Source organism: Pseudomonas sp. NKUCC02_KPG, assembly GCF_019345465.1.
GTDB lineage: Bacteria > Pseudomonadota > Gammaproteobacteria > Pseudomonadales > Pseudomonadaceae > Aquipseudomonas.
Genome location: NZ_JAHKRC010000004.1, coordinates 301,135 through 313,438 on the forward strand (window position 1 = coordinate 301,135; position 12,304 = coordinate 313,438).

Sequence of the window (12,304 nt, forward strand, 5' to 3'; positions counted from 1 at the left end):
ATCGTTGTTTAACGGTTGATACCGCTCATGACTTTTTGAGGGTCAGGCTTGAGGAAAAAAACATGTTCAATCCTGCTAACGAAACGCTGTTCACGCTCACTATCGAAGGGTTTGAACACGATCTGCGCGTGCTTGAGTTTCAAGGGCCGGAGGCCATCAGCACACCGTTTGCGATCAAGGTAGAACTCGTCAGCGAACGCCCGAATCTTGACCTTGAAAGCATGCTTCACAAACAAGCTTTTCTGGCTTTCAACAACAGTGGTAACGGTATTCATGGGCAGATATATCGTATTGCCCAAGGCGATTCGGGCAAACGTCTGACACGTTACAGTCTGACGCTGGTCCCGCACCTTGCCTATCTAAGGCATCGCACCAATCAGCGTATTTTCCAACAGCGCACGGTTGCGCAAATCATCAGCAAGATCCTTGAAGAACACGCAATCCTTGGCGATGCCTACCAGTTTCGACTGAACGCGATCTACCCGCCGCGAGAATACTGCGTTCAGTACAACGAGTCGGACTTGCACTTCATCCAGCGCCTGTGCCGCGAAGAAGGTATTCATTACCACTTCGAACACTCCAGGCAGGCCCATTTACTGGTGTTCGGCGATGACCAGACGGGGTTTCCCCAACTGGACAAACCCACCGCCTACCTGCAGGACAGCGGCATGGTGGCCGATGAACCTGCCATCAAGCACTTCAACCTGCGCGTTGAGGCCCGTACCAGTCGCACCACGCGCAGGGATTACAACTTCGAGAAAGCCGGCTTTACCGTCCAGGCCGCCCACAACCCTGAAGCCCAGAGCCCTCAGCCCGATCTTGAGGACTATGACTATCCAGGTTTGTTCGTCCAGGGTGAGCGCGGCAAGCCCTTGACCCGGCGCGCCCTTGAGCGTCACCGAGCCGATTACCGTCAATCCGAAGGCAACAGCGATCAGCCAACGCTGGTCAGCGGGCACTTCATGTTGCTCAGCGAACACCCGCGCAAAGAGTGGAACGCGCTCTGGTTACTGACTGAAGTCCATCACCAGGGCTATCAGCCGCAGGTACTGGAAGAGAGCATCAGCCATGCCCCCTCACCTGATTCAGAACAGCTTGAACAGGGCTATCGCAACCGTTTCGTGGCAACGCCCTGGGATGTGTTTTATCGCCCGCAACAGCCATACCCCAAACCCCGCGTGCTGGGCAGCCAAACGGCCCTGGTCACCGGGCCAGCCGGCGAAGAGATCTATTGCGACGCCTATGGCCGGATCAAGGTCAAGTTCCACTGGGACCGCGAAGGCAAGGCTGATGACAAGTCCAGCTACTGGCTACGGGTGGCCTCCAGTTGGGCGGGCGGCAGCCACGGCGGGGTCACGATTCCGCGGGTCGGGATGGAGGTGCTGGTCACCTTCCTTGAGGGCGACCCCGACCGGCCCGTGGTCAGCGGCTGCCTGGCCAATAGCCTGAACCCGGTGCCTTATGAGTTGCCAGCACACAAGACCCGCAGTGTCTTGCGCAGCCGCAGTTCACCGGGAGGCCGGGGTTTCAACGAACTGCACCTTGAAGATCGCGCCGGTCAGGAGCTGATCTATCTGCGTGCCCAGCGCGACATGGAACAGAACATCGGGCATGACAGCCGCCTTGAAGTTGGCAACGAGCGCCATGAAACCATCAAGGGCAACAGCATCGCGGTGCTCGAAGCGCAGGACCAGCGCACTGTAACGGCAGATCGAAAAGTCGCGCTCCAGGCCAGCGACTACTTGCAGGTCGCCAGCAGCAGCCATACCCGGGTCGGGCAGACCGTGGTCGTGGAGGCAGGTCAGGAAGTTCACCTCAAGGCCGGAGCCAATCTGATCCTGGACGCGGGTGCCAGCCTTACCTTGAAAGCCGGGGGGCACCACCTGGTCATCAGCCCCGCAGGCATCTTCAGCAGCACCCCGATTGAAACCGGCGGCGCCCCCCTCAGCGGAACGGCGGCGGTGTCGCTATTGCCCGACTTGCTGGGGCTCTCAAGCATTCCGTCCTTGCTTGATCCGGAGGCTACAGACGCCCAGGCAAACGAGCCCCCTGCGTCGCCCAAAGGGGTGTGCAAGGGCTGCTTGCTGGCTGCACAGGCCAGGGCCGAGGCATTAGTGGCGCAGTAACACTTCATCAGCGAACCTCTTGAAACAAGGAAGCAACATGTCAACAACCGCAAAGGACTGGTTTCAACTTTTGACCGTAGAAGCCCGCAAGGCGAAGCTCGACCACCTGGATGTTCTGATCGACTGCACGACACTGCCTGCCCAGCTATTGCCGCCTCTGCTTGAACTGACACCGGCGCCTGCCAGCGCCTGGTTGTTCGAGCAAACGCTGGAGCACGAAGTGGCCCGTTTTGGCCCACTGCTGCTGCGCATCGAATTGACCCATGAGCAACAGTGCGCCGGGCTATTTGCGCTGCTTGAAGCGGTACACCACGACTTTTGTGTGCTGGCACTGACCAGTCGCTGGCCTTTCGACGCCTTGGTCGCGCACTTGCGTGGGGCTACCCGGGCTTGCTGGAACCAGAATACGTGCAGCGGTGTACTGCGTTACTACGACACCCGCCTGTTCAAGTCTTTTTGCGAACAGCTTGATCCCCCTCAACTCAAGTTGTTTCACGCCCCGGTGAGCCGGTGGCACTGGATCGATCGCGACAACAAAGCTGCAGCGCTATCAGGGTTCGACACCCGCCCGGGCGATCAGGCTGCGCAAACCGGCATGAGCCTGAGCAATGAGCAAGTGCTGCACTTGCAAGCTGTCAGCGCGGCACTTCGCTGGTTCAAGGAGCACGCCAAGACGCCCCATGAGCATGGCTTCACTTCACGCGAAGCCATGATTCGTTGCCTGATTGAAATCCATCTGGATATCAGCCGGCAGAAACTGGAAAAACATGAACACGAAGACTTTATTGCCTCGGCGCTGAGTACCCACCTTCCAATCACCTCGACCTGGCACAAGGCCCACTCGTGAGTCGCTTGCCTCTTTTGCTGTTAATCAGCGGTCTCTCGCTACAGGGCTGTGCCGACTCCATACCTGACCGGTTAGGCGCGCCAATCGAGGGCTATAGCCATACCTCGGCGGCGATCAACCGGTTTTCGGTGAATGGCAATGGCGGACCCAATCTGGCGCCCTACGGATACGGCGGCGGCCAAATGTGCTGCGCCACGCTTCCCGTGAAATGGCACCCCGGCTTGACCGTGGTTGTCGAGTGGGAGAAAGACCCTGATCCGCACGCCTCTGCACATTGGCCGCCCCTTGGGACCGATGGCTACCGGGCTGTCTACAAGTTGCATGCGGCCAAGTACACCCGCCATCGCGCCGTTGTCGCAGTGGCTCCGTATGAAGAGCTGGGGGCAATAGATGTGCATTTTCTGCCCTGTAATCAGGTGGCTGTATCAGCCGTTGCCGCTCTTCCCGGCCAGCCGGGTTACCCATTTAATTTCCCTCAAAAAATGCAGGAGCCCGCCACATGTCCGAAACCATGACTCGCTCACTGCTGGTGATGTTTATCGCCGGGATGGCGCTACAGGGCTGTGCCGACTCCCTGCCTGACCGCCTCGGCGCGCCAATCGAGGGCTATAGCCATACCTCGGCGGCGATCAACCGGTTTTCGGTCAATGGCAATGGCGGGCCCAATCTGGCGCCCTACGGATACGGCGGCGGCCAAATGTGCTGCGCCACGCTTCCCGTGAAATGGCACCCCGGCTTGACCGTGGTGGTCGAGTGGGAAAAAGACCCTGATCCGTATGATTCCGCCAACTGGCCCAAGCCCCGCTATTCCGATGCCTGGTTCAAAGCCGCTCGAGAGAAAGAAGCTCAATACACCCGCCATCGTGCCGTTGTAGCAGTGGCGCCGTATGAGGAGTTGGGGCTTGTAAACGTGCATTTCTTACCATGTAACCAAGTTGCGGTATCAGCTGGAGCGACCTATCCCGGCCGGCCGGATTATCCGTTTCATTACCCTCAAAAAATGCAGGAGCCTGCCACATGTGCGAAACCATGAAACCGCGCCCCAAAAGATCCACTGGCGAATTTCTCAGCCTGACCCCCGACTTCAAAATGGGCGGGCTTCTCCCGCAAACAGCGGGAGATGTGCTTTTCAATTATCGAAAGCAACAGCAAGCCTTCGACCCGTTCGAACAACAAGCAATGGACGCTGCTCATGCAGCCGGATGGGCTTACGCGGGCCGGCCCTGTATGCAAATCGTGACGATCACCCTTTGCTTTGACGGCACCAACAACCATGAACCGACGGACAACCTGGCTTTACCTTCGACCACTACCAATGTGGCACGTCTGTTTCATGCGAGCTTGGGAGACTCTGAACATGAAGCCGAGCAGAGAGAGGGTTTTTATCGCTATTACATGCAAGGCGTCGGCACCGAGTTCAAGGAAATAGGCGAATTCAAACCGGATAGCCAAGGTTTGACGATGTCGACAGGCGGCGAGAACCGGATCAACTGGGGGCTGACCCGTTTGATAGATGCACTGAAAAAAGCGTGCAATCAAAAGCCTCCGACCATGTCCGAAAGCTACGCCCTCGTACAAAAAATGGGCACCAGTCTCACCGAAGATATGCTCGCAGCTTCGGTCTTCAAAAACAGCTATACCCGCCGCCAAGAAGTACTGGCCCAGCCCCTGGCCGAACTCAAAGCCCAGATCGACGCTGCCCATGCCGGCAAGACCATCCCGACCATCAAGGCTGTACGCCTGTTCGTGTACGGCTTTTCACGGGGCGCCGCCCAGGCTCGGGCATTTGCCAACTGGCTGGAAGCCCTGACCAAGGTCGAAGTGGAAGGCACCACCTGCTACCTGTTTGCCGGGCTGCCGATCAAGATTGTGTTCATGGGGCTGTTCGACACCGTGGCCTCAGTGGGTATCCCCTATCTGGCGCCATTTGCCGCAGGCCACATGGGCTGGGCCGACGGCACCCTGCGCCTGTCCGACTCCGAAGAATTTCTGGAGCGCTGCGTGCATATGGTGGCAGCCCACGAGCAGCGCAGTTGCTTCCCCCTGGACTCGATCCGGCGCCAGGCCAACCCCGACGATCCGGACTGCCTGTCCACCTATCGCAGCGGCACCAGGGAATACATCTACCCCGGCATGCACTCCGACGTTGGCGGCGGTTATCCGCCCGGCGATCAAGGCAAAGCTGCAGCAGGTGGAAAAGAGGTGCTATCGCAAATTGCCCTGCACCATATGTATGACGAAGCCTACAAAGTTGGCGCGCCGTTGCAGGCACCTCCAGAAGCTTTCAACATGGCATTGAAACATGATCGACCTTGGCTGGTGATGAGCGACTCAACGTCTATCGAATTCCAGGTCGACCCCACCTTGATCGAACGTTTCAACACCTGGCTTGACAATATGGACAACGGCCCGCTGGAAGAGGTCATGGCCCGCGAGGCCGGAGTGATTACCGGTTGGCGCATCAGCCGTTACGCCATGAACTGGATCAAGTGGACGAGTCTCAATCGGCGGGTGCTGCAAAACGGCCCCGCGAGCGATATGAACGGCGACGAAGTCGACGCGTTCGAGGCCCTGCACGCCATGCAGCTCGAAGAAGATGCCGCCATGCGCGCTGGCTCTAAAGCGCCGGTCTGGTCCGAAGCCGAACTGGCGTCGCAAAAAAAACATCAAGCCACAAAAGAGGCTTATGAAAAGCGCACCGGCACCCAACCTGCCGCCTCGTTCAACACCAGCAAAGTGTTCGAGCCCAACCTGGATTATCGCCAGTTGCGCAACGCCATGGCCGACTTTCGGCGCGACTACGTGCCGGAGTGGAACCTGACCTTGAGCGAGATGATCAGCTTTGGCACCCTCGCCAACACCCTGGTGGGCGGGCTGGTGTATATGACCAACGGCCAGGATGAGGCCGAGCACTATGCCAAACTGCGCCAGGCCGGTGAAGAGAATTACGCCCTGCTGTTCGGCGCCAACGGCAAGCCGGTGAACGACAAAGCCTGGGCGATCGTGGGCCTGTTTGACGAGCATGTGCATGATTCCCGCGCCTGGTTCATGAACGCGGCCTTGAACGAGCGGGAGGTGTTCAGCGACTACTTTCGGTACCGCGGGATCTTCTTCGACACTCAATCCAACAACGAACTGTCGCTGCTGGTGAACTTTGGGCGCGTGGTGGGCGTGGCCCTGGCGGTGGCCAGTGTCGGCCTGACGATCAGGCGCCAGAACCCGCGTTATCTGGTGGGGCTGATTCTGCCAAGCCTGGGCACCCCGGTGCTTCGCGGCAAGGTGGAGTTCCCGTTTATCAATGCGTTTGACACCGTGACCCGCCTGTCACTGCCGATGATCGAAAACATAGAAACCGTATGCGCCTTTACCAAAAACACCGGCGACGCGGTGAAAGCGGCCCAGGCGCTGCCCGTGCCACCTGCATTGACCGAAAAAACCGCCACTACGGATAATTTGATTTCGATCCTCAAGGCCGCGCAAGCACTTGAAGCCAACAACCTGCTGGAACACGCGCTGCAAACACAAACGCCCCAGGCTGAGCCAACCAGGGGCTGGCTGGATCAGGCAAAGGGCGTGGCGGGAAGCTTCTAACTGGAATGCTCACATAGGTCGTGACAAGCACCCCGCAGGCGCCGCACAAAGCCACACCTACGGGGTAAACGCTGCACTCAATGCACCGGCAGCTCGACCCCTTCAAACAGCTCTTCGAGCTCTTGCTTGTTGTGGCAGGCAATGGCCTTTGCCATTACTTCACGGGTGAGGTGCGGGGCAAATTTCTCGATAAAGTCGCACATGAATCCGCGCAGGAAGGTGCCACGGCGGAAACCGATCTTGGTGATGCTGGACTCGAACAGTTCGCTGGCATCCAGGACCACCAGGTCGTTGTCGAGCTTGGTGTCCACGGCCATTTTGGCCACGATGCCAACACCCAGGCCCAGACGTACATAGGTCTTGATCACGTCAGCATCAGCCGCGGTGAACACCACCTTGGGGGTCAGGCCGCGATGACTGAAGGCTTCATCGAGCTTGGAACGGCCCGTAAAGCCGAATACGTAAGTCACGATCGGGAATTCAGCCAGGGCTTCGAGGGTCAGCTTTGGCAGTTTGGTCAGCGGGTGACCTTGTGGCACGACCACGCAGCGATTCCAGCGGTAGCACGGCATCATCACCAGATCGCCAAACAGCTCCAGGGCCTCGGTGGCAATTGCAAAGTCGACGGTGCCATCAGCGGCCATTTCGGCAATTTGCATGGGCGAACCCTGATGCATGTGCAACGCGACATCCGGGTACTGCTTGATGAAATTGCTGATCACCGGCGGCAAGGCGTAACGCGCCTGGGTGTGGGTGGTGGCAATCGACAGCGTGCCTTTTTTCTCGTTGGAAAACTCTTGAGCGATCTGCTTGATGCTTTCGACCTTGCGCAGGATCTCGCCAGCCGTCGTGATGATGCGCTCGCCCGCCGGTGTCACTCGGGTCAGGTGCTTGCCACTACGGGCAAAAACTTCGACCCCCAGTTCGTCTTCAAGCAGGCGGATCTGTTTGCTGATACCCGGCTGTGAGGTGTAAAGGCTCTGTGCAGTAGCCGAAACGTTGAGGTCGTGGTGCGCCACTTCCCAGATGTAGCGCAATTGTTGAAGCTTCATATGCATCCCTCAAAGCTGATAGACGCCAAGGGTATCGGCGGCGATATATAACTATATGGAAGGTTGGAATAAGAAATCTAGAACTTTTTATCGTTTTTATCGATTCATCAGCCTTACACATCAGCGCTGCGCCGACGCTGTGTCAGCGGCACCAGATACACCGGCATCTGCGCCAGCTCGATCACCCTGGTTGCGGTTCGCCCCAAATGCGACTCGCCCCCCGTGGGCTGGGCGTGACTGCCCAGGATCAGCAGATCTACGCACAACTTTTTCGACTGCTCCAGAATGACCTGTGAGGGTTCACCCTGAATAACCTTGACCGAGCGAATCAGGGCCAGTTCCAACTCCCACCCTGCCAACTCCTCACGAAGATTCTCAAGGACACGCAATTCAATATTCGACAGCATGGTGTGCATGCCCTGGCGGTGCAGTTCGTTCAACGCATGCTCATCGAGATAACTCTGCAGGACTGACTCGGCAAACAGCCCCATGGGTTCGACTACATGCACCACAAACAGATCGGCGCCGAAGCTGCGGGCAAGCCCCAGCGCATGCTGCATTACAACGGGCGCATAAACGCCGAGGTCAGTGGCATAGAGAATTGAGCGAATCATGCGACCTTCCCGACAGCTTTGATGAACGAGGTAGATTCAGCTTAGCAGCGCCCGGACAACTACGAAGCCCCCTCGACCACCTGCATGCAGGCTTACTCGGGCACCGAATCCCGGGATTCATTGCTGATGCCGTGTGGAACATGACCGGTAGCGACAACCTGGCGCGCCCTTTCGCAATGACCCGCCTGATCATCAAAAAACACATCGGCAGCAAAGGCCTCCAGAAACGCCGACTTGTCCAGTCCTCCGAGAAACAGCGACTCGTCCAGGCGAATATCCCAATCGCGCAGCGTACGGATCACCCGCTCATGGGCTGGGGCCGACCGTGCGGTGACCAGAGCGGTACGAATCGGGCAGGCGTCATCAGGAAACTCGCGCTGCAGCAGGTTCAGCGCCTCCAGGAAACCCTTGAACGGCCCGCCACGCAGCGGGTTGCGGGCAGATTCGCGTTCAAGAGACTGAAAAGCCTCCAGGCCACCGGACTGGAAAACCCGCTCCGATTCATCGGAAAACAGCACCGCGTCACCGTCGAAGGCAATGCGCAACTCGTTGCTCTCGGCCCGCAGTGCACCCCCCGACAGGATGGTCGCCGCCGCAAAACCTGCATCCAGTGCACTGCGCACATCCTCGGCATGGGTCGACAAAAACAGGTCACAGCCAAAGGCATTGAGGTACGGATGGGGATTGCGCCCGCCGCTGAAGGTTGCACGGGAAATATCCAGGCCGTAATGCTGGATGGAATTGAATACCCGCAACCCGGTATCGGCACTGTTGCGTGATACCAGCACCACCTCGACCCGGTCACGCCCAAGGCTTGCGTTGAAACTGAGGAGCTTTTTGACCAGCGCGAAGGCATCCCCCGGCGCCAGTACTTCATCTTCATGCTCGATCTGGTATTGCCGGTAGGCCTCGATCCCCTTGTTCAGATACACCTGATGGCTATCACTCAAATCGAACAGGGCCCGAGAAGAAATGGCCAGCACCAGCTTGCCCTTTAAGCCTTTGCTCATGTTGCCTCCACAGGTTTCAAGCGGATTCGGACACCGCTTCACGGTAGCTCGTCAGGCTCATGCATCAAGGCGAGTCGAATATGGTGCGCCAGTTCGCCCTCACTCAGGCGGGACTTCAACTCACCGTAGAAGGCCCCGTCGTGCACCACAAACAGGGTGGGCAAATGAAAAATCTCGTAACGTTCGACCAGACCACCATTGTCACCGGCATCGATCCAGCACAACCGGTCAACGGGCAACTGCATAGCGGGCAACATGCGCCGCGCAGTACGGCAGGCCGAACAACCCGCGCTGGTGAAGATCACCAGTGAAGTCCCGGGCAACGCCAGCAGGCGCTGATCGGCATCAAAGTCTGTCAGTTCCATTTCAGTCACTATACTCAAAAGACAATACTAATTTGATGGCACTTGGAGTCAGCTTTCATGGGTCGTTTTTTACCTCACCCTGACGATATTCCCGTTGAGATAACGCGACGCAAACAACCTTCACTTTCGCGCCACAAGCTGCACTCTATCAGCCTCGCAGGCGTGTCGTGCAACACCGATAGAGCCTGGCGACGGGGTACCGCCGTCGACATGTACATGCCCACCCTGGGGGAAAGCGCACACTATCCGGGCTATATAGCCTGGTGCGAGAAACACCTGGACGGCTATCGCATCGGGGTGGCCCTGATCGACGAACAAGCGCTGTTCGGGGCGCGCATGGGCGAACAGATCTGCCAGATCGAGCACTACTCCCGCCTCCAGCAACAACAGAGTTCATGTCCGCAAGACCTGGAAGCCCTTGCCCTGGAATGGGTCAGCCACCACGCCGTAGAGTTCTCTCAGGCAACCCTGGATCACGCAATGGCGCAGGCGGTACTGGATTAAAGCTGTGCCTGCCCATTGTCGACTTACCGGATAACGCGTTAAGGTTCGGCTCCCCGATGCGCTCAATCAAGCTGTGCTCCGCCGCACGGGGATCGCTGGCGGCCGGCACCCGTGACCTGACGAGTAACACGATGGCTGATTTACCGATCGACGACCTAAACGTTGCCTCCAACGAAACCCTGATCACACCTGAACAGCTCAAGCGCGAAATGCCTTTGCGTGAAACGGCTCTGCAGACGGTGACCAAAGGGCGTGAGGTGATTCGCAACATCCTGGATGGCACTGACCATCGACTGTTCGTTGTCATCGGGCCTTGCTCGATCCACGATATCAAGGCTGCCCACGAGTATGCCGAGCGTCTGAAAGTGCTCGCCGCAGAAGTCAGCGATACGCTGTATCTGGTCATGCGCGTTTATTTTGAAAAGCCACGCACCACTGTAGGCTGGAAAGGTCTGATCAACGACCCGTACCTGGACGACTCGTTCAAGATCGAAGACGGCCTGCACATCGGCCGCAAGCTGCTGCTGGACCTGGCTGAAATGGGCCTGCCAACGGCCACTGAAGCCCTTGATCCGATCTCCCCGCAGTACCTGCAGGACCTGATCAGCTGGTCGGCCATTGGCGCACGCACCACCGAATCCCAGACCCACCGCGAAATGGCCTCTGGCCTGTCTTCGTCGGTAGGCTTCAAAAACGGCACCGATGGCGGCCTGACCGTTGCCATCAACGCCCTGCAGTCGGTCTCCAGCCCCCATCGTTTCCTGGGTATCAACCAGGAAGGCGGCGTGTCGATCGTTACCACCAAGGGTAACGCCTACGGCCACGTGGTATTGCGCGGTGGCAACGGCAAGCCGAACTATGATTCGGTCAGCGTTGCGCTCTGCGAGCAGGCACTGAACAAGGCGAAAATCCGCCCGAACATCATGGTCGACTGCAGCCACGCCAACTCCAACAAAGACCCGGCACTGCAACCGCTGGTAATGGAGAACGTGGCCAACCAGATCGTCGAGGGCAACCAGTCGATTATCGGCCTGATGGTTGAAAGTCACTTGAACTGGGGCTGCCAGGCAATCCCTAAAAACCTGGAAGACTTGCAGTACGGCGTGTCGATTACCGACGCCTGCATCGACTGGGCGTCCACCGAGAGCACCCTGCGCAGCATGCGCGCCAAGCTCAAGGATGTACTGCCCAAGCGTGATCGCGGCTAAAGCGCACTGACAGGTGGGAGCGGGCTTGCCCGCTCCCACGTTGGTTTCAGGTTATGTGTTCTCCAGCAACCGCTGACTCGCCACTCTCTGTTCCCGCCCCTTGGCCACCATCCAGCGATGAAAGTCGCGACAGTGCGCCTTGTCAAAAGCCCCCTTTGCACCCACCAGAAAATACGCCGAAGGCAAGGGCAAGCCGTGGGCGAACGGCATGATCAGGCGCCCTTGCGCCAACGCATCAGCCACCATCGAATACTGCGCCAGCACCACGCCCTGCCCCGCCAGCGCCGCATGGATCGCCATGGACGACAGTGAATAGACCCGATAACCATCACGCAGGCCTTCACAGTCCACCTGCCGGTCCTTGAACCAGTCGCGCCAGGACGGTGGCGACGCAAACTTGGGCAACCAGTCAATCGACATCAAGGGATACGCCAACAAGTCCTTGGGACTATTGAGCGCAGCGTCGGCGCGTAATAACTGCGGGCTCAGCACGGGCACCACGCAATCGCGGTACAGCTCGATAGCGTTTTCGCCCGCCACGTAATCGCCGTAGGTGAAACGAAAGTCGATGTCATACCCCTCAGTCGAGGGCTCGGCATGGCTGGCGTCGAGAAACACATTGAGCTGCGGATGCTCGTCCTGCCAGGCATAGACGTGGGGTGCCAGCCACTCCGAGAGCAACGACGGCAAAGCACTGATGCGCAGGTTGCTGGCATTTTTCGAGCGTTCGACCTCGGTCTGGGCAACGCGCAGACTTTCAAAAGCCGCAGCACAACTCTCGTGGTAACGCTGACCGGCAACGGTCAGGCGGATGCGCTTGCCGACCTTGTGGGTCAGGCTCAAACCCAGAGTGTCTTCCAGCAGCTTCATCTGCTGGCTCACCGCTCCTGCCGAAATCCCGAGGCGCCTGGCCGCCTCAACAATCCCGCCGAAACGTCCAACGGCTTCAAAAACCTGCAGGGCACGCAGGGAAGGCAAGCTGTTCAT

11 protein-coding genes and 1 pseudogene are annotated in these 12,304 nt (G+C 58.4%); 7 read left to right on the plus strand and 5 right to left on the minus strand.

The window, feature by feature from the left end:
• The first annotated feature begins 62 nt into the window (after positions 1-62).
• Genes KO536_RS07640 through KO536_RS07660 form a run of 5 tightly spaced genes read left to right on the plus strand, consistent with a single transcriptional unit; the run spans position 63 to position 6,564 of the window.
• Positions 63-2,126, plus strand: coding sequence for a type VI secretion system tip protein VgrG (locus KO536_RS07640; RefSeq protein ID WP_219261581.1), 2,064 nt, complete (start codon positions 63-65; stop codon positions 2,124-2,126).
• A 37-nt stretch (positions 2,127-2,163) separates the two neighbouring features.
• Positions 2,164-2,973 carry a DUF4123 domain-containing protein gene (locus KO536_RS07645; RefSeq protein WP_219261582.1) on the plus strand — a complete coding sequence of 270 codons (810 nt, stop codon included), beginning with the start codon at positions 2,164-2,166 and terminating at the stop codon, positions 2,971-2,973.
• Complete coding sequence (locus tag KO536_RS07650; RefSeq protein ID WP_374105695.1) at positions 2,970-3,488, plus strand: DUF3304 domain-containing protein; 519 nt, start codon at positions 2,970-2,972, stop codon at positions 3,486-3,488. Before KO536_RS07645 ends, KO536_RS07650 begins: the two co-directional genes overlap by 4 nt.
• Positions 3,473-4,006: a DUF3304 domain-containing protein gene (locus KO536_RS07655; protein WP_219261583.1), complete on the plus strand. Its 534-nt coding sequence runs from the start codon at positions 3,473-3,475 to the stop codon at positions 4,004-4,006. Before KO536_RS07650 ends, KO536_RS07655 begins: the two co-directional genes overlap by 16 nt.
• Complete coding sequence (locus KO536_RS07660; protein WP_257622838.1) at positions 4,003-6,564, plus strand: DUF2235 domain-containing protein; 2,562 nt, start codon at positions 4,003-4,005, stop codon at positions 6,562-6,564. Before KO536_RS07655 ends, KO536_RS07660 begins: the two co-directional genes overlap by 4 nt.
• 77 nt (positions 6,565-6,641) lie before the next feature.
• On the opposite strand, the gene cysB is transcribed toward KO536_RS07660, so the two are convergent.
• The 4 genes and pseudogenes from cysB to KO536_RS07680 form a co-directional block, all read right to left on the minus strand.
• A complete protein-coding gene (gene cysB / locus KO536_RS07665) occupies positions 6,642-7,616 on the minus strand; it encodes an HTH-type transcriptional regulator CysB (RefSeq protein ID WP_133079379.1) in 975 nt (324 codons plus the stop codon).
• A 113-nt stretch (positions 7,617-7,729) separates the two neighbouring features.
• Positions 7,730-8,230 carry a universal stress protein gene (locus KO536_RS07670; protein ID WP_133079378.1) on the minus strand — a complete coding sequence of 167 codons (501 nt, stop codon included), beginning with the start codon at positions 8,228-8,230 and terminating at the stop codon, positions 7,730-7,732.
• A gap of 92 nt (positions 8,231-8,322) precedes the next feature.
• Entirely contained in the window at positions 8,323-9,240 is a 918-nt protein-coding gene (locus tag KO536_RS07675; protein ID WP_219261585.1) for a 5'-nucleotidase, read from the minus strand.
• Positions 9,241-9,278: 38 nt separating this feature from the next.
• Positions 9,279-9,664 (minus strand): annotated as a pseudogene (locus tag KO536_RS07680) (thioredoxin family protein).
• Between KO536_RS07680 and KO536_RS07685 the strand changes: the two are divergent.
• Both KO536_RS07685 and KO536_RS07690 read left to right on the plus strand, forming a co-directional pair.
• A complete protein-coding gene (locus KO536_RS07685; protein ID WP_133079375.1) occupies positions 9,663-10,109 on the plus strand; it encodes a PilZ domain-containing protein in 447 nt (148 codons plus the stop codon). The pseudogene KO536_RS07680 and the gene KO536_RS07685 sit on opposite strands and share 2 nt — an antisense overlap.
• A gap of 131 nt (positions 10,110-10,240) precedes the next feature.
• On the plus strand, positions 10,241-11,317 hold the full coding sequence (locus KO536_RS07690; protein WP_133079374.1) for a 3-deoxy-7-phosphoheptulonate synthase: 1,077 nt from the start codon (positions 10,241-10,243) through the stop codon (positions 11,315-11,317).
• Between the two features lie 51 nt (positions 11,318-11,368).
• Here KO536_RS07690 and KO536_RS07695 read toward each other — a convergent pair whose 3' ends face one another.
• Positions 11,369-12,304 (minus strand): LysR substrate-binding domain-containing protein, encoded by a 936-nt coding sequence (locus tag KO536_RS07695; RefSeq protein ID WP_219261587.1) that lies wholly within the window; start codon positions 12,302-12,304, stop codon positions 11,369-11,371.